Here is a 17,721-nt window from a genome sequence, read left to right on the forward strand (position 1 = left end):
AGGACAGTGAAACGCCTCCGCGCCGATGATAGTGCGGGTTCCCGTGTGAAAGTAGGTCATCGTCAGGCTCCTACAGCCAAAAACGCCCAGTCGAAAGATTGGGCGTTTTTATTTGGGCGACGCTTTTCACGTTTTGTTAGTGGCTGGCGTGAGTACGAGTTCAAGTAGCATCGCGGCTACCAACGTTCGTTACTGACGCCCGTAAGTCGTTGCGCTATATCGCGTCGGCCTTTCGGCTGTCACTACAACAGGCTTGTTTGGACGTGTGCGAACCCTTGTTGATTCAGTCCGTCGGTACGGTTTGGCGAGGGTGGAGACGCCCCGAATGGGGCGGCATTGTTGGTGGTTATCCTGTGGCGCTGGACGCACCGGAAGCCGTCCAATGCGGATTCAGGCGACGGATCGTTGCGGTAGGGCGCAGCCGCTAGCGCATTTCGCGGTACAGGATCAGTGCTAGGAAGCGGAGGCTCACGTCTGCTTTGGTGTACCTGGGTAGACAGTGGACCACAGGCGTGATCTCGATCTCGTACTTGAGCAGCCGGAACCCGCGCTTGGTCGATGTGATGGGTTGTCATGGTCCAATTTCTATGGACACCTCGATTGGGACTTTTCCCAAACGAGAGCGAAACAAGCATGACAGTCAAGAGAACACGACGAGCATTCGATGCCGACTTCAAACTGCAAGTGGTGATCATGATCCGCGACCAGGGGTGCAGCGTTGGCCACCCGAGTTCGACACTTCCCAGCCGTTTTCCGGGCCGACCTCTAATTCTGACAACGACTTAGCCGCAATGCGGCCAGTGTGTCGGCCTGTTCGGTGTGGATGTGAAGATCAAGAAACCCGCGCTCCACGCTCAGCTGCCCCTCCTGTAGTGGCGCGTTTTGAACGCGGCCTATACAGATCAAGGACTTAGCGGGGTTGGTGTCGAACTCGGGAGCCAGGCGCTCAAAGCCCGGGATCTGCCGATCGGACGCCACTGGGCACGCACGCTGATGCGCATCAACGGCTGCGCCCGCAGTGGAAGCGCAAGTTCGTGCACACCACGGACGGCCGCGACGGCCTGCCCGTTGCGGCCAACGTGCTTGATCGCAAGTTCCGGCCCGCAGCGCCGGACCAGGCGTGGGTGAGCGACATCACGTACATCTGCTGGGACAACGCCGTGATGGAGCGGTTCTTTCTGAACCTAAAGATGGAACGCATCTGGCAGCGCGACTATGCCAATCACGAGGAAGCCAAAGCCGACATCGCTGACTACATCGTCGGCTTGTACAACCCCGTCAGGCTGCATACGACGCGGGGCTACCGGTCACCGATTGACCATGAGCGGTGCCACATAGCGGAACGCGCTGCCTGACATTCCAACCTATCGGCGTGTCCGAAATTGCTTGACCACGACACAGTAGGCCGGTGCGTTTGCTGACGAAAAACTTTCACGTCGGCGAAGTATGACCGGCCACTGGATGAAGGCCAGGTCACTCTCGCGGTACTGCGCGACACCTTCCGCGCACCAAAAGGCCACCTTCCCCAAAAGCGAATGGATCTTTGCGTCACCGGCGCTCAAGCTCAGGCCCAGGTTTTTTTCCCGGCCCGTGCATGGACTACCTGCGTGATTGGATGGGGCGCGTCGAGACGCGTAGTGACGACGTGACGGCAGCACCCTTGGCCGGCTTGCATGCGGTGCTGGACCACACCGATGCGCTGCCAGTGCCCGGCTCCGACCTGCCGGCACTGGCGCACTGGTTGTACTTCGCGCCGTTGGTGGCTCAGCGCCGCGTTGGCCCCGACGGTTTGGCGCCGCCCGGCGACTTCCTGCCGCCGGTGCCGCTGCCGCGCCGCCTGTGGGCCGGCACCCGTCTGCAGTTCGCGCACCCGCTGCGCATCGGCGACGAGATGCTGCGCAGCTCCTGCCTCACCGATGTGCGTACGCGGCAGGGCCGCACCGGTGCGCTGGTGTTCGTGACGGTGCGCCACGAGATTCGCAACGCCCTGGGTTTGGCGCTGACCGAGACGAACGATGTCGTGTACCGCGATGCGCCGCTGGCCACCGTGCCAAGGTCGGCCTCCACACAGGCGCCCAACGGCGAGGCGTTTTCGCGGAGGGTCATGCCCGACCCGGTGCTGCTCTTCCGCTTCGCCGGGCTGACCGGCGACAGCCACCGTATTCACTACGACCGCACGTACGCCACCCAGGTCGAGGGCTATCCGGGCTTGGTCGTGCAAGGCCAGCTGGTGGCACTGCTACTGCTGCGCATGCTGCGCGAGGAGCGCCCCGGTGTGCAACTGGCCCGCTTCGACGTGCGTGCCTGCGGCCCGCTGTTCGACTTGCACGCCTTCACGCTGTGCGGCCGCGTGGAGCCGGCCGCGGGCGCGCACGGCGGCTACGCGCGGCTGTGGGTGCGCGACCATGCCGGCCGGTTGGCGTTGCAGGCGCGCGCCGACTTTGTGTGAGGTGATGCGCCAGGCGCTTGGCGCCAAGAGCCAGAAGGCAGAAGGCAGAAGCCAGAAGCCAGAAGCCAGAAGCCAGAAGCCAGAAGGCAGGAGGCAGGAGGCAGGAGGCAGGAACCAAGGGCTTGGAGCTTGGAGTTTGGGGCGTGGGGCGTGGGGCACGCGACGCGACGTGACGTGACGTGACGTGGCATGACGCGACGTGACGCCCGCGCCACACCGCGCCACACCGCACCGCGCCACGCCACGCCCGCGCCGCTCACTACACGCGGGCAGCGACGGCCTTGTTGCCCGCCGCGAGCGCCAGTTCCCGGTCCTGCACCAGCAGGTCCACCAGATCCCGCGCAAAGCCGGGCAGCGCGGCCAGGCTGCGTACGCAGATCAGTTGGGCGCGCACAGCCCATGGGTCCAGCAGCGGTACCAGCGTGATCTGCATGGTCTGCGCATGCCGCCGCGCGGCGGAACGCGGCACGATGCCCACGCCCACCCCGGCCTCGATCATGCGGCATCCGGTCTCGAAGCTGCCCACCTGAATGCGGATCTGCATGCGCCGGTGTTGCTGGTCGCATTCCTGCCGCAAGAAACTCTGAATTGCGCTGGTCTCGCCCAGGCACACGTGGTCGTAGTCCAGCGACTGCGCGAACGCCACGGGCGCGCCCGTGTCCAGCTTGTGACCGTGCGGCAGCACCAGCACCAGGTGATCCTCACGGTAGGGCATGACCTCCAGGTTCTCGGTGCGCACCGACCCGGCGACGATGCCGATGTCGGTCTTGCCCTCGGATACCGCGCGCACCGTGTCCACGCTCAGCCGCTCGTGCAGGTCGATGTTCACATCGCGGTGCGTCAGCAGGTAGGTCTTGAGCACCGGCGGCAGGAACTCGCCCAGCGCCGTGGTGTTGGCGAAGACGCGCAGGTGGCCCTTGATGCCCTGGGCGTACTGCTGCAGGTCGCCGCGCAGGTTCTCGATCTGGCCCAGCACCAGGCGCGCATGCTGCACCAGCGCCTGACCGGGTGGCGTCAGCGTTACGCCGTGGCTGGTGCGGTAGAGCAGCTTGGCGCCGATGCTGTCTTCCAGGTTGCGGATGCGCGTGCTGGCGGCCGGCAGCGAGATATGCGAGGCCTCGGCGCCGCGTGTCAGGCTGTTGGCCTCGGCCACGCGCACCATCAGGCGCAGGTCGATCAGGTCGAAATGCATGGTGCGGGCCTTCCCATGTGGCGTGGCCGGGTGGGGTCCGCTGTGGGCGGCGGCGGCCACCCCCAGCGCGTTCAAGCGGTCAGAGTCGGGCGCCCACCTTCGCGGCAGCGGCCTCGATCTCGGCCCAGGTCTGGTCGTCCACCTCGATGCCGTTGGCGCGTCGCGCTGCGCGGTAGGCCCGCTCGGGCTCGCCTGCGATGCGCACGGCTTCGAAGCCCTCGCCTGCCGGCCCGGCGCGCAACCAGTCGACGAAGGCTAGCGCTTCCTGCTCGAACGTGGCCTGCGTGCCCAGCTTGGCCGGGTCGATCAAGACCGTCAGCATGCCGTTCAGCACCGTGCGCGCCTGGTCGGCCGGGCGGTGCCAGGTGCCGCCACCGCTCAGCGCGCCGCCCAGCAGCTCGCAGGCGACCGCCATGCCGTAGCCCTTGTGCTCGCCAAAGGTCATCAAGGCGCCGAACAGACCATTGCTCTGCGGCACCACGACCACACCGGGGTCGGTGGTGGGGCGGCCGTGCTCGTCGATCAAGGTGCCCTCGGGCACGCGCTGGCCCTTGTTGTGGGCGACGCGCATCTTGCCCTGCGCTTGCCGGCTGGTCGCGAAGTCGAGGATGAAGGGCGGCTGCCCCTTCAGCGGCACGCCGATGCAGCAGGGGTTGGTGCCGAAGCGCCCGTCGCCACCGCCGAAGGGCGCGACAACGGGCCGCGACAGCACGTTGACGAAATGCAGCGCCACCAGGCCGGCCTCGACCGCCATCTCCGCAAAGTGCCCGATGCGGCCCAGGTGGTGGCTGTTGCCCACGGTCATGATGCAGCTGCCGTGCTTCTGGGCGCGCGCGATGCCCATCTGCATCGCCTGCTCGCCGACGATCTGGCCGTAGCCGCGCTGGCCATCCAGCGCCAGCATGGTGCCGATGTCCAGCGTCGTCCGCGCACCGGTGTTGGGCTTGAGGCCGCCCTCCAGCACCGCGTCCACATAGCGCGGCACCATGCCTACGCCATGCGAGTCGTGCCCGCTGAGGTTGGCCAGCACCAGGTTGGCCGCCACCTTGTGCGCCTCGGCCGGCGCGCTGCCGGCGGCCGAGATGACGTTGACCACCAGGCCGGTCAATTCGTCAGGGGAAATGGTCTTGCTCATGCTGTGTTCCTCACATCACCGCGCCGACTTGCCACGGCACAAACTCACTCTGGCCGTAGCCATGTTGTTCGCTCTTGCTCTGCTGCCCCGACGCCGTCGCCAGCACCAATTCGAAGATGCGCTGGCCCATCTCCTGGATGCTGGCCTTCCCGTCCACGATCTCGCCGCAGTTGATGTCCATGTCTTCCTCCTGGCGTTGCCACAGCACGGTGTTGGTCGCCAGCTTCAGCGAAGGCGAGGGCGCGCAGCCATAGGCCGAGCCGCGGCCGGTGGTGAAGCAGATCATGTTGGCGCCGCCGGCCACCTGGCCCGTCGCGCTGACGGGGTCGTAGCCGGGAGTGTCCATGTAGACGAAGCCGTGCGCTGTCACCGGTTCGGCGTATTCATAGACCGCCTCCAGGTTGCTGGTGCCGCCCTTGGCCACCGCGCCGAGCGACTTCTCCAGAATCGTGGTCAGCCCCCCGGCCTTGTTGCCGGGCGAGGGGTTGTTGTTCATCTCGCCTTCGTTGATGGCGGTGTAGCGCTCCCACCAGTGGATGCGCTCGACGAGCTTTTCGCCGACCTCGCGGCGCACGGCGCGGCGCGTGAGCAAATGCTCGGCGCCATAGACCTCGGGTGTCTCGGAGAGGATCGCGGTGCCGCCGTGCGCGACCAGGATGTCCACCGCCGCGCCCAGCGCCGGGTTGGCGCTGATGCCCGAGTACCCGTCCGACCCACCGCACTGCAGCCCGATGGTGATGTGCGCCGCGCTGCAGGGCTCGCGTGTCGCGGCGTTGGCGCGCGGCAGCATGTCATTGACCAGCGCGATGCCCTTCTCCACCGTCTTGCGCGTGCCGCCTGTGTCCTGGATGTTGAAGGTGCGAAAGTTCTCGCCCTCGGCCAGATGGCCAGTCGCCAGCCAGGCATTGATCTGGTTGGCCTCGCAGCCCAGGCCCACCACCAGCACACCGGCGAAGTTGGGGTGCGTGGCGTAGCCCGTCAGCGTGCGTTCCAAAATCTGCATGCCCATGCCCTGCGTGTCCATGCCGCAGCCGGTGCCGTGCGTGAGCGCGACCACGCCATCGACATTGGGGAAGGCAGCCAGGGCCTGCGGATTCGTCTGGCGCGAGAAGTGGTCGGCAATCGCACGCGCGGCCGTGGCCGAGCAGTTCACGCTGGTCAGCACGCCGATGTAGTTGCGCGTGGCCACCCGGCCGTCGGCACGCTTGATGCCCATGAAGGTGGCCTCGCGTTTGGCGGGTGCGGGCTTCACATCGGCGCCATACGCGTAGTCGCGCTCGAAGTCACCTTTGTCAGGCCCCATGTCCAGATTCTGCGTGTGCACGTGCTCGCCCTGGGCGATGGGCCGGCTTGCGAAGCCGATGATCTGGTTGTAGCGCCGCACCGGCGCGCCTTGGGCGATGGCATGCGCAGCAACCTTATGGCCGGCGGGGATCAGCCCGCGCACGGTGAAGTCTTCGACCGTGGCGCCGCCCACCAGTTGGCTGCGGGCGATCACAACGTCGTCGGCCGGGTGCAGGCGAATGAAGGGGGTCATCGTAGGGGCCTTCTTTTATCTGTGAAAGGTTAGAAGAACATTCTGGGGAGCCAGAGAACGAGCTGCGGCACGTAGGTGATGATCGCCAGACTCAGCAACAGGGGCACCAGCCAGGGCAGGATGGCCATGGTCGTGCGCTCGAAGCTGAGGCCCGCCACGCGCGCCAGCACGAACAGCACCAGTCCCATGGGCGGGTGCAGCAGGCCGATCATCAAATTGAGCACCATCACCAGGCCGAAGTGCACCGGGTCCACACCCAGTTGCAGCGCGATGGGCAGCAGGATGGGCACGAGGATGGTGATGGCGGCTGTCGGCTCCAGGAAGCAGCCCACGAACAGCATCAACAGGTTGGCCAGCAGCAGGAAGACCCAGGCCTCCTTGGTGAAGCCCAGCACCCAACTGGCGATGTCGGTGGTGACACCGGTGGCCGTCAGCATCCAGCCGAAGATCGAAGCGGCGGCCACGATGAACAGCACCGTCGAGGTGGTCTCGATGGTGTCCAGGCAGACCTTGACGAACATCTTCCACTTGAGCGTGCGATACCAGGCAAAGCCCAGGATCATCGCCCACAGGCAGGCCGCGATGGCGCCTTCGGTGGGCGTGAACAGGCCGGTGCTCATGCCACCAATCAGCAGCACCGGCGTCATGATGGGCAGCAGCGCCTCGAAGTTGAAGAGCTTGTCCAGCACGAACAGCAAGGCCAGCGCGCCAAACACCGTAGGCTGCGCCGGCATGTCGAACTTGGCGACGACCAGCCACACCAGCATCGGCCAGCCGATGACCACCGCCAGTTCCGCCAGCGCCTTGAACAGCCGCGGCGCGCTGAACTTCATGTCGCGCCCCCAGCCGTTCTTGTGCGCGTAGTAGGTCACCGTCAGCATCATCAGCAAGGTCATCATCAGGCCAGGCAGCAGGCCCGCCAGGAACAGCGCGCCGATGGAGACGTTGCCCATCATCCCGTAGATCACGAACGGCAGGCTGGGTGGAATGATGGGCCCCAGCGTGGCCGATGCCGCCGTCACGCCAACAGCGAACTCGGTGCTGTAGCCATGCTCTTTCATGGCCTTGATCTCGATGGTGCCCAGGCCCGCCGCGTCGGCAATCGCCGTGCCGCTCATGCCGGCGAACACCACCGAGCCGACGATGTTCACGTGGCCCAGCCCGCCCTTCAACCAGCCCACGAGCGACAGCGCGAAGTTGTAGATGCGCGTGGTGATGCCGGCGTTGTTCATCAGATTGCCGGCCAGGATGAAGAAGGGCACGGCCAGCAGCGGAAAGCTGTCGATGCCGCTGACCATGCGGTGCACGACGACGAAGGGCGGCAGGTCGCCCGAGATCAGGATGTAGACCAGCGAGGCGCCGGCCATGGCGATGGCCACGGGGATGCCGCCGGCCATGAAGAACAGGAACAGGATCTTGAGCATGGGAGGTGGGTTCTCAGCTTCTCAACGTTCGGCCATGGTGGATTCGGGGCGCTCCAGCACGCTGTAGCCGCGAGACCAATGTGTGCGTGCAACCTGCAGCGAGCGCCAGGCCATGGCGATGAAGCCGATGAGGCACACGCCATAGACGATGTTCATCGGCGCGTCGACCACCGTCATGCGCGTGTTGCCGCCGATCTTCAGCATCATCTGCACCGTCATGACGGCAGCGGCGATGAAGAAGGCGATGCGCAGCACGTCCATCAGGCGCGACAGCCAGCGGCCCACGGCGGCCGGCATGTGGCGGTAGAAGAAATCCACCTGGATGTGGTTGTTCTTGTGCACGCCGATGGCCGCGCCGATGAATACCACGCCGATCAGCATGTAGCGCGCGACCTCTTCCGTCCAGGCGGCGGAATCGTTCATCACATAGCGTGTGATGAACTGGTAGAGCACGGTTGCGCCCAGCAGCCAGAAGATGGCCAGCGCGGCCCAGGCCTCAAGGATGGTGTCGGACAGGTCGATGACTTCTTCCGGCGCGTGGAAGTGGCCTTCGTCGTCGATGATTTTTTGCTCGGACATATGTTCTCCAGAGTGCCGCAGATTGAGCCCGCTGCGCAGCCAAGCCCGTTCCAGGGCACCCGCCGGACTGGCTCTGCCAGGCCGCTGGGTGCGCCCCTTGAGGGGGATGGGCCGGCCCCACGCGGTGAGCCGGCCAATCGGGAAGAGCCCTACTTGATCGCGATGATCTTGTCGTAGTCCGCCTGGCGGTAGCCGTGGTCCGTCGGCTTGGTGGCCTTCAGCACTGCTTCGCGGAACGCGGCCTTGTCCACCGTGATCACGTTGTTGCCCTTCTTCTTGAACTCATCGACCAGCCGTGTTTCAGAGGCGATGATTTCGCGGCCGGTCTTGTCGGCGGCCTCCATCATCACGTCGCCGAAGATCTTCTTCTCTTCGGCGCTGAGCTTGGCCCAGGTGCTGCCCGAGACCACCGTCAGCAGCGAATCGATGATGTGGCCGGTCAGCGAAATGTTCTTCTGCACCTCGTAGAACTTCTTGGCCTCGATGGTGGGCAGCGGGTTCTCCTGCGCGTCCACGGTGTTGTTCTGCAGCGCCAGGTAGACCTCGGCAAACGCGATCGGTGTGGCGTTGGCGCCCAGCGCTTTCGGGAAGGCCATGTAGGCCGGCGCATCGGGCACGCGGATCTTCAGGCCCTTCATGTCCTCGGGCTTGCTGACGGGCTTGGCCGCACTGCTGGTCACATGGCGCGCGCCGTAGTAGTTCAACGCGGTGATGTGGTTGCCGGTCTTGTCGTCATAGCCCTTGGCGAGTTCCTTGAACACGTCGCTCTTGGCGTAGGACAGCTGGTGCTCGGCGTCGCGGAAGATGAACGGGAAGTAGGTGATGGCCAGCGGCGGGTAGCTGCGGCCGGCAAAGCTGGCACCGGTGAGGATGATGTCCACGGTGCCCAGCGTCAGGCCCTGGTTGATGTCGGACTCCTTGCCCAACGTGGAGGCCGGGAACACGGTGATCTCAAACTTGCCGTTGGTGCGCTTCTTGATCTCTTCGCCCGCCCACACCGAGTATTTGTGAAAGGGCTCGGAGGTCTCGTAGACGTGGGCCCATTTGAGCTTGGTCTGGGCCTGGGCCAGGCCGCCGGCGGCAAGAAGGGCCACGGCGAACGAGCAGGCCGCCAGGGTGTGCAGGGTGAGTCGCTTGGGTTGGTGCATGGCGTTGTCTCCGTTGGGGGTCAGGGTGGGAAAAGTCGAACGAGTGAATGCGGCTCAGGCCGCCTTGGATGCGCGCCGCCAACTGGCGGAAAAGCGCTGGTGCGATTTGTCCATGTGCGTGTGCATGGCGTGGCGTGCGGCCTCGGCATCGCGCGCGGCGATGGCATCGCGAATGGCCTCGTGCTCGGCGATCGCCATGCGCCACGCGGGCACGGTCTCGAAGTAGCCGCCCAGCCGCGTGAAGATGGGGCCGCGGCGCGAATCCCAGAAGCTCTGCACGGTCTCGGCCAGCACGGCGTTTCCGCAGGCCTCGACGATGGCCAGGTGGAACGCGCGGTCGCCCTCCAGCGGCATGACCTTGCGTGCGGCGGTGTCGCGCATGTCGGCGATGGCCTGCTCCATGGCCTGCAGGTGCGGGCGCTTGCGCTGGCGCGCCGCGATGGCGGCGGTCTCGCCCTCGACCACGCGACGCGCGCGGATCAGCTCCAGCGGGCCCCATTCGCTCTCGGCGCTGGCCGGCACTGGTGCGGCGGCGCGGCGATCGCGCTCCAGCACGTAGACGCCCGAGCCGGTGCGCACCTCGACCCATCCTTCCACCTCCAGCGCGATCAGTGCCTCACGCACCGAAGGGCGGCTCACGCCCAGCTGTTGGGCCAGATCACGCTCGGCCGGCAGGCGCGCGCCCACGGCAAATTCGCCCTGAGCGATGAGGGCGCGCAGCTGTTCCGCGATCTGGCGGTACAGCCGTTGCGGAGCGATGGAATGCAGGGGCATGCGGGCAGGGTGGTGTGTCTAGGGTTGTCCTGGATTGGCCAAGTGGTCAGACCAATTGATACTCCCACACCTTCCCAGGCCGACCCATCCGGCGAAACCCTCAAACAAGGACGAGTGATGCAACTGCAAGGACGACTACAAGGCAAGCGCGTGCTGGTGACAGCCGCTGGCCAGGGCATCGGGCGAGCTGCCGTTGAGGCGATGGCGCGCGAGGGTGCCGAGGTCTGGGCGACCGACGTGAACGCGGACCTGCTGTCCAGTGCCTACGCCGGCCAGAGCGGCGTGCACACGCAGCGGCTGGACGTGCTGGACAAGGCCGCCATCGGCGCCATGGTGGCGGGCATGCCGGGTATCGACGTGCTGTTCAACTGCGCCGGTGTGGTGCACAACGGCAGCATCCTGGAGGCGAGCGACGACGACCTGGACTTCGCGTTGAACCTGAACCTGCGCGCGCAGTTCTGGGCCATCCAGGCGGCGCTGCCGCGCATGCTGGCCAATGCCAACGGGCAGGGCGCCGGCACCATCATCAACATGGCCAGCGTCTGCAGCAGCCTGAAGGGCCTGCCCAACCGCTGCGTCTACGGTGCCAGCAAGGCGGCCGTGATCGGCCTGACCAAGAGCGTTGCGGCCGACTACGTAGCCAAGGGGATTCGCTGCAATGCGATCGCCCCCGGCACCGTGGACACGCCTTCGCTGGGCGAGCGCATCAACTCCTACGCCGACCCGGCCGAGGCGCGCAAGGCCTTCGTCGCACGCCAGCCGATGGGGCGGCTGGCGCAGGCGGCCGAGATCGTGCCCATCGTGGTGTATCTCGCAAGCGATGAATCGGTCTTCGCCACCGGCCAGGTCTTCTCGGTCGATGGCGGCATGACCATATGAGGGCTCCCCTCGTTTCTTGCTCAATTCGTGTAGCCGAATCCTCCCCCAGGGGAGCAACACCAGCGGCCCGGCAAAGCCGGCTCCGTGGTGTTCCCCGAATGGACATCGCCGCGCGTTGCGACGGTGCGCGTGCAGCGGCATCAGGAGATCGGGCATGAATGCACTGGATTTGAAGGGGCGCCACGCCGTCATCACCGGCGGCGCCGTGGGCCTGGGCTTCGGCATCGCGCAGCGCATGTTGGACTCGGGCGCCAGCGTGACGCTGTGGGACCAGAACGCCGACGCGTTGGCCAAGGCGCAGGTCGCGTTGGGCGCCGGCGTGGACACGGTCCAGGTCGACGTCGCCGTGCACGCCAGCGTCGTCGAGGCCGCGCGCCAGACCGCCGCGGCGCATCCCGCCGTCGACATCCTGGTCAACAGCGCCGGCATCACCGGCCCCAACGTCAAGCTGTGGGACTACCCACCCGACGAATGGGCTCAGGTGCAGCAGGTCAACCTGAATGGCCTGTTCCACTGCTGCCGCGAGATCGTGCCGCTGATGCGCGCGAAGAACTACGGCCGCATCGTCAACATCGCTTCCGTCGCCGGCAAGGACGGCAACCCCAACGCCAGCGCCTACAGCGCCAGCAAGGCTGCCGTGATCGGCCTGACCAAGTCGCTGGGCAAGGAGCTGGCCGACACCGGCATCCGCGTCAACTGCATCACACCAGCGGCCGTGAAGACGCCGATCTTCGACCAGATGACGCCCGAGCACATCGCCTTCATGCTGTCCAAGATCCCCATGGCGCGCTTCGGTACAGTCGCCGAGGTCGCGGCCATGGTCAGCTGGCTGTGCACGGAGGATTGCTCCTTCACCACCGGCGCGGTGTTCGACCTGTCGGGCGGCCGTTCCACTTACTGACTCCCCGAGTCCACTTCAGAAGGAAAAAGAAACCATGAAACTTGTCCGCTACGGCAACCCTGGCAAAGAGAAGCCAGGTCTCGTCGATGACAACGGCCAACTGCGTGATCTGTCCGCAGTGGTGCCCGACATCGGCGGCGCCCAGCTGTCCGATGCAGCGCTTGCCAAGATCGCCAAGATCAAGACCGACAAGTTGCCCCTGGTGCGCGGCAAGCCGCGTTACGGCTGCCCGGTGGCCAGCGTCGGCAAGTTCATCGCCATCGGCCTGAACTATGCGGACCACGCAGCCGAGTCAAACATGCCGATCCCGGCCGAGCCCGTGGTGTTCACCAAGGCCAACAGCTGCATCCAGGGCCCGAACGATCCTGTGATGCTGCCCAAGAACTCGGTCAAGAGCGACTGGGAAGTGGAACTCGGCATCGTCATCGGCACGCGCGCACGCTGCGTCTCGCAGAAGGACGCGCTGAACTACGTGGCCGGCTACGTCGTCATCAACGATGTGAGCGAACGCGCCTGGCAGCTGGAGCACGGCCTGACCTGGGACAAGGGCAAGGGCTTCGACACCTTCGGCCCCATCGGCCCCTGGCTGGTGACGCGCGACGAAGTGCCCAACGTGCAAAAGCTCGGCATGTGGCTGGATGTGAATGGCGAACGCATGCAAACCGGCAACACCAAGACCATGATCTTCGGCGTGGCCAAGCTGGTCGCTTACGTGAGCCAGCTCAACACGCTGATGCCCGGCGACATCATCACCACCGGCACGCCGCCCGGGGTTGGCATGGGCAAGAAGCCCAACGCCATCTTCCTGAAGAAGGGCGACGTGATGACGCTGGGCATCGATGGCCTGGGCGAGCAGCGCCAGGAAGTCGTGCCGTTCAAGCTCTAAGCAGCGGCCTGGGCCTCAACGGCCCAGGCGGTAGGGCTCCTCGAAATCGAGGAAGTTTTTTTCCGCCAGCGCCCCGTCGATCCACCGCGCAACCCCTGGCAGCGCGCGCACACGGTCGACGTAGGCCGCAATGCCGGCCGGCACAGGCAGCGCATAGGTGGCCAGCCGCATGCAGACCGGCGCGTAGTACGCGTCGGCAATGCTGAACGCGCCGAACAGCATCGGCCCGCCGTGCGCGGCCAGCAGCTCCTCCCACATCGCCACCAGGCGCGCCACATCGGCACGCACGGCGGGCTTGTCGCGCCAGATCAGTTGGCCAGTCTCGGGCAAGCTGGCCTCGATGTTCATGGGGCAGTTCGAACGCAGCGGGACGAAGCCTGCGTGCAGCTCGGCGCAGATGCTGCGGGCGCGCGCGCGGGCTTGTCGGTCCGACGGCCACAGCTGCTTGTCGGGAAAAACCTCCGCCAGGTACTCGGCGATCGCCAGTGTGTCCCACACGGCCAGGTCGCCATCGACCAGCACCGGGACTTTGCCCACGGGCGTCACGGCCTGCACAGCCGTCTTGAACTGCGAGCCCGCATCGAACGAGTCGAAGCCCACCATGACCTCCTGGAAGTCGATGCCAGCCTGTGCCATCAATACCCAGGGCCGCATGGACCAGGACGAGTAATTCTTGTTGCCGATGTAGAGCTTGAGCATGCCGGGCCGCCTGTGAACTTGGAGGCCGTGATGCTAGCGCGGTGCGGCTGCGCCTTTGATGCTGAAATCAAGGGCGATTGATGCGCGCTGGTCCCAGGTGCGGGGGGCCGGCGCAAGGTCATCCCCGGGCGGTTAGAGTCAGGCTCGCTTCGCTTTTGCCTTCCCCTTCATGAAACCACCCGCCAGACTGCAAACACTTATCGACGAGGGTTTGATCGACACCGTGGTGCGCCAGCTCATGAGTGGCAAGGAGGCTATGGTGTACGTGGTGCGCTGTGGTGAGGACACGCGCTGTGCCAAGGTCTACAAGGAGGCCACGCAGCGCAGCTTTCGCCAGGCCGTGGACTACACCGAGAACCGCAAGGTGAAGAACTCGCGCCAGGCCCGGGCCATGGCCAAGGGCACCAAGTTCGGCCGTCAGGCGCAAGAGGCCGCCTGGCAGAGCGCCGAGGTCGATGCGCTGTACCGCCTGGCCGATGCCGGCGTGCGCGTGCCCAAGCCCTACAACTTCTTCGAAGGCGTGCTGCTGATGGAGCTGGTCACGGACGCAGCCGGCGACGCGGCGCCGCGCCTGAACGACGTGGCTTTCACGCCGGACGAGGCGCGCCGCCACCACGCCACGCTCTTGACCGAGGTGGTGCGCATGCTGTGCGCGGGCGTCGTGCACGGCGACCTGTCCGAGTTCAACATCCTGCTGGCGGCGGACGGCCCCGTGATCATTGACCTGCCACAGGCCGTGGATGCGGCCGGCAACAACCATGCCCAACGCATGCTGCTGCGCGACGTCGGCAACCTGGCTGACTTCTTTGGCCAGTTCGCGCCGGAGTTGCGCGCAACGGCCTACGGGCCGGAAATCTGGGGCCTCTACCAGGCCGGCTTGCTGCAGTTGGACAGCCCGTTGTCAGGCCGGTTCGAACGGGCTGCCGGTGCGATCGACATGGGCGGTGTGCTGCGCGAGATCGATGCTGCGCGCGACGATGAAGCCGCGCGACAGCTGCGCATGGGCCAACGGGCCTAGGTGCCCTGGCCGGATTCAGTATTTGTCGGGCACGTACATTTCTTGTGGCACCGGGTTGCGCGTGTATTCCGGGTTGCGCGCGCGCGCTGGCAAAACGATGGCGGCGTGCTCGACCTCTTGGTAGGGCAGCTGCGTCAACAAGTGGCTGATGCAGTTCAGCCGCGCCTTCTTCTTGTCCACGGCTTGCACCAGCCACCAGGGAGCCTCGGGGATGTGGGTGCGCTCCAGCATGATTTCCTTGGCCTTGGTGTAGGCCTCCCAGCGGCGGCGGCTCTCGAAGTCCATGGGGCTCAACTTCCACTGCTTCAGCGGATCGTGGATGCGGCCCAGAAAGCGCACGTGCTGCTCTTCGTCGGTGATGGAGAACCAGTACTTGACCAGCGTGATGCCCGAGCGGATCAGCATCTTCTCGAACTCCGGCACCGAGCGGAAGAACTCTTCGTACTGCGTGTCGTCGCAAAAGCCCATCACGCGCTCGACACCGGCGCGGTTGTACCAGCTGCGGTCGAACAGCACGATCTCGCCGGCCGCCGGCAGATGCGACACATAGCGCTGGAAGTACCACTGCGTGCGCTCGCGGTCGTTGGGCGCGGGCAGCGCAGCCACGCGGCACACACGCGGGTTCAGGCGCTGCGTGATGCGCTTGATCACGCCGCCCTTGCCGGCCGCGTCCCGCCCTTCGAACAGCACCACCACCTTCTGCCCCGTGCTTTGCACCCAGTCCTGCAGCTTGACCAGCTCGCCCTGCAGTCGCAGCAGCTCGCGAAAATAGGTCTGGCGGGCCAGCTGGCCTTCGGCTGAGTTGTCTTCTTCCAGGCCACCTTCGATGCGGCGGTCGTCGATCTCCATCTCCAGCTCTTCGTCGTAGCTGTCGATCAGGTCGCGTTCGATACGCTGCATGGTCTCCTGGTGGCTCTGGGACAAGTTGTCGTTCACGGCGGTTTCCTTTGCGGATTCGGGAGGCTACGGCGAGCCGGTGCCCGCGCAGCGTAGGACGATCGCGTGACAGTCATGTGTCAAAAAGCTGTCACGCGAGCGCCACGCAGGCGGCCGACAGTCCCCAATTTTCAGGGAGCGCCGCGGTCTTGATCAACTGCGCCGTTGACGAAGGCGGCGCCAAGCTGGCCGACATTGCCGCGGCCTAGATCAATGAACTTGGAGCACAGGCCCGAGCTGAAATGGCGTTGGGCCTGGCCCGACGCGTGGGGGTTGACCGCAGAGTCGCGTGGGTTGTTGTACTGGCGTTTTCGGCGCGCGGGGTGGGTGTAAGGCTGCGTACAACCGTTCATGACTTGACACGTCACCGACATGTGACGCGCCTAGTCTCGACCGGCAAGGCCCTGCATTGTGTGCGGCCATTTCGACCCACCAACACCCCGAAACCTCGTATGCAAGTCGATATCTTCAGAGAGATCCTCGTGCCCGTCCTTGGCGGGCTCGGCATCTTCATGCTCGGCCTTGAGTTCATGTCCGACGGCATCCACAACCTGGCCGTCAACAAGATGCGCGCGCTGCTCGGCAAGATCGCCGGCACACCCGTCAAGGGCCTGCTGGCCGGCACGCTGATCACCGGCGTGCTGCAGTCCAGCACGGCGATGACCGTGATGGTCGTGGGCCTGGTCAACGCCGGGGTGGTGGGCCTGCGCCCGGCCATCAGCGTGATCATGGGGGCCAACATCGGCACCACGCTGGGCAATGGGCTGATCGCACTGCCGCTGGGGCCGCTGGGCCTCATCAGCGCCGGCATCTTCGGCCTGGTCTACGTCTTCTCCAAGAGCCAGAAGACGACCAATATCGCGCTGGCCATCGTCGGCTTCTCGCTGATCTTCTACGGCCTGAACCTGCTGACCGGTGGCCTGAAGCCGCTGCGCAACATGCCCGAGGTCATGAGCGTGATCTCCAGCCTGAAGGCCGACAGCTACACCGGCCTGGCGATCTGCGTGCTGACGGCCGCAGGCATCACCGCGATGATCCACTCGTCCTCGGCCACCATCGGCATCGTCATGGGCCTGGGCGCCGCCGGCATCCTGGATTGGCAGACGGCAGTCGCCTTCTCGCTGGGCGCCGACCTGGGCACGACGGTCACCTCGTGGATGGCCTCGCTGAACCTGACCAAGAACGCCAAGCGCGCTGCGTATGCCCACATCGCCTTCAACTTCCTCGGCGTGGCGTTCATGTTCCCGCTGTTCTTCCTGTCGATGGACATCCTGCAGTGGGGCATGGGCCTGTTCGGCATGAACCCCGGCCAGTCGGTGACCGAAAGCGGCAAGGAGGTCTTCCCGCTCGTGCCGGTGGCGGTGGGCATCTACTCGATCGGTTTCAACATCTTCAACACCGTGCTGATGTTCCCGTTCATCGGCGTGTTCGAGAAGGTGCTTTCGCGCATCGGCCTGGAGAAGGCCGACGGGCTGGAGGACTACTCCGTGCCGCGCCACCTGGACCGCGACGCTGCGGGCAACTTCAGCACCGGCGTGAGTGCCGTGCAGAACGAGCTGGGCCGCTACGTGCAGGGTGCCGGCCTGCTGATGGCCGCCTCGCGCGGCGACGACGCGGCGCCTGAGGACATCGAGGCCCACTACAAGCAGCTCGATGCGCTGAACCGCGAGATCCGCAGCTACACGGCCTCGATGCTGACGCCTGACCTGCCAGCGGCCAAGGCCGACTTGCTGGCCAGCCTGATCGAGGAAGAAGACTTCAGCGCCGCGCTGGGCGAATCGCTCTACCAGATCAGCCGTCGCGTCGAGCGCCAGATCTTCTCGCCGCATGGCAAGGGCATCGTGGCCGATCTGCTGGGCATGGTGGACGAGGCCATCGCCCGCCGCGTGCACAACGTTGGCGCGCAGTCCGGCAACCTGGTCGAAGACAACGCCGACATGCTGGTGGCGCTGCGTGCGCGCAGCCTGGAACAGGGCCAGCCACTGTCCTGGGACGAGCGTGGCGCCCTGCTGGCCCTGCTGGGCAGCGCCGAGCGGGCGTTCTTCCTGATCGAGCGCATCCAGAGCGAGCGCCAGTCGGTGTCGCGCGACCTGGCCCGCTTCGAAGATAAAGCCGTGCACACCGGCCTGCGGGTGCAGAGCGTTCCGGCAGCGGGGTGAAGCTC

General features: G+C 65.7%; 15 protein-coding genes and 1 pseudogene. 7 read left to right on the forward strand and 9 right to left on the reverse strand.

Annotation, left to right across the window (positions count from 1 at the left end; all coding sequences use genetic code 11):
• Positions 1–936 precede the first annotated feature (936 nt).
• A pseudogene (locus AC099J_RS06545) lies at positions 937–1,355 on the forward strand (IS3 family transposase); the annotation flags it as partial.
• A gap of 239 nt (positions 1,356–1,594) precedes the next feature.
• Positions 1,595–2,449: an HTD2 family dehydratase gene (locus AC099J_RS06550; protein WP_479614426.1), complete on the forward strand. Its 855-nt coding sequence runs from the start codon at positions 1,595–1,597 to the stop codon at positions 2,447–2,449.
• A 259-nt stretch (positions 2,450–2,708) separates the two neighbouring features.
• On the opposite strand, the gene AC099J_RS06555 is transcribed toward AC099J_RS06550, so the two are convergent.
• The 7 genes from AC099J_RS06555 to AC099J_RS06585 all read right to left on the reverse strand — a co-directional run bounded on the left by AC099J_RS06555 (position 2,709) and on the right by AC099J_RS06585 (position 10,238).
• Positions 2,709–3,641 (reverse strand): LysR family transcriptional regulator, encoded by a 933-nt coding sequence (locus AC099J_RS06555; protein ID WP_479614427.1) that lies wholly within the window; start codon positions 3,639–3,641, stop codon positions 2,709–2,711.
• A 79-nt stretch (positions 3,642–3,720) separates the two neighbouring features.
• Positions 3,721–4,776 (reverse strand): malate/lactate/ureidoglycolate dehydrogenase, encoded by a 1,056-nt coding sequence (locus AC099J_RS06560; protein ID WP_479614428.1) that lies wholly within the window; start codon positions 4,774–4,776, stop codon positions 3,721–3,723.
• 10 nt (positions 4,777–4,786) lie between these two features.
• Positions 4,787–6,313 (reverse strand): UxaA family hydrolase, encoded by a 1,527-nt coding sequence (locus AC099J_RS06565; protein ID WP_479614429.1) that lies wholly within the window; start codon positions 6,311–6,313, stop codon positions 4,787–4,789.
• Positions 6,314–6,342: 29 nt separating this feature from the next.
• Positions 6,343–7,737, reverse strand: a complete 1,395-nt coding sequence (locus tag AC099J_RS06570; RefSeq protein ID WP_479614430.1) for a TRAP transporter large permease — start codon at positions 7,735–7,737, stop codon at positions 6,343–6,345.
• A gap of 21 nt (positions 7,738–7,758) precedes the next feature.
• Positions 7,759–8,316 carry a TRAP transporter small permease gene (locus AC099J_RS06575; RefSeq protein ID WP_479614431.1) on the reverse strand — a complete coding sequence of 186 codons (558 nt, stop codon included), beginning with the start codon at positions 8,314–8,316 and terminating at the stop codon, positions 7,759–7,761.
• 149 nt (positions 8,317–8,465) lie between these two features.
• Positions 8,466–9,464 carry a sialic acid TRAP transporter substrate-binding protein SiaP gene (locus AC099J_RS06580; protein ID WP_479614432.1) on the reverse strand — a complete coding sequence of 333 codons (999 nt, stop codon included), beginning with the start codon at positions 9,462–9,464 and terminating at the stop codon, positions 8,466–8,468.
• Positions 9,465–9,518: 54 nt separating this feature from the next.
• Complete coding sequence (locus AC099J_RS06585; RefSeq protein WP_479614433.1) at positions 9,519–10,238, reverse strand: FadR/GntR family transcriptional regulator; 720 nt, start codon at positions 10,236–10,238, stop codon at positions 9,519–9,521.
• A 117-nt stretch (positions 10,239–10,355) separates the two neighbouring features.
• Between AC099J_RS06585 and AC099J_RS06590 the strand changes: the two genes are divergently transcribed.
• The 3 genes from AC099J_RS06590 (at position 10,356) to AC099J_RS06600 (ending at position 12,904) form a co-directional block, all read left to right on the forward strand.
• Complete coding sequence (locus AC099J_RS06590) at positions 10,356–11,117, forward strand: SDR family oxidoreductase (RefSeq protein WP_479614434.1); 762 nt, start codon at positions 10,356–10,358, stop codon at positions 11,115–11,117.
• Between the two features lie 154 nt (positions 11,118–11,271).
• Positions 11,272–12,018 carry an SDR family NAD(P)-dependent oxidoreductase gene (locus AC099J_RS06595; RefSeq protein ID WP_479614435.1) on the forward strand — a complete coding sequence of 249 codons (747 nt, stop codon included), beginning with the start codon at positions 11,272–11,274 and terminating at the stop codon, positions 12,016–12,018.
• Between the two features lie 34 nt (positions 12,019–12,052).
• A complete protein-coding gene (locus tag AC099J_RS06600) occupies positions 12,053–12,904 on the forward strand; it encodes a fumarylacetoacetate hydrolase family protein (protein WP_479614436.1) in 852 nt (283 codons plus the stop codon).
• A 15-nt stretch (positions 12,905–12,919) separates the two neighbouring features.
• On the opposite strand, the gene AC099J_RS06605 is transcribed toward AC099J_RS06600, so the two are convergent.
• Positions 12,920–13,603: a glutathione S-transferase family protein gene (locus AC099J_RS06605; protein ID WP_479614437.1), complete on the reverse strand. Its 684-nt coding sequence runs from the start codon at positions 13,601–13,603 to the stop codon at positions 12,920–12,922.
• A 169-nt stretch (positions 13,604–13,772) separates the two neighbouring features.
• Between AC099J_RS06605 and AC099J_RS06610 the strand changes: the two genes are divergently transcribed.
• Complete coding sequence (locus AC099J_RS06610) at positions 13,773–14,621, forward strand: PA4780 family RIO1-like protein kinase (protein WP_479614438.1); 849 nt, start codon at positions 13,773–13,775, stop codon at positions 14,619–14,621.
• 15 nt (positions 14,622–14,636) lie between these two features.
• Here AC099J_RS06610 and ppk2 read toward each other — a convergent pair whose 3' ends face one another.
• Positions 14,637–15,521, reverse strand: a complete 885-nt coding sequence (ppk2, locus tag AC099J_RS06615; protein ID WP_479614975.1) for a polyphosphate kinase 2 — start codon at positions 15,519–15,521, stop codon at positions 14,637–14,639.
• 488 nt (positions 15,522–16,009) lie between these two features.
• On the opposite strand from ppk2, the gene AC099J_RS06620 reads away from it, so the two are divergent.
• Complete coding sequence (locus AC099J_RS06620) at positions 16,010–17,716, forward strand: Na/Pi cotransporter family protein (protein WP_479614439.1); 1,707 nt, start codon at positions 16,010–16,012, stop codon at positions 17,714–17,716.
• Positions 17,717–17,721 lie beyond the last annotated feature (5 nt).

The organism is Rhodoferax sp. RT4P68, from assembly GCF_056521305.1.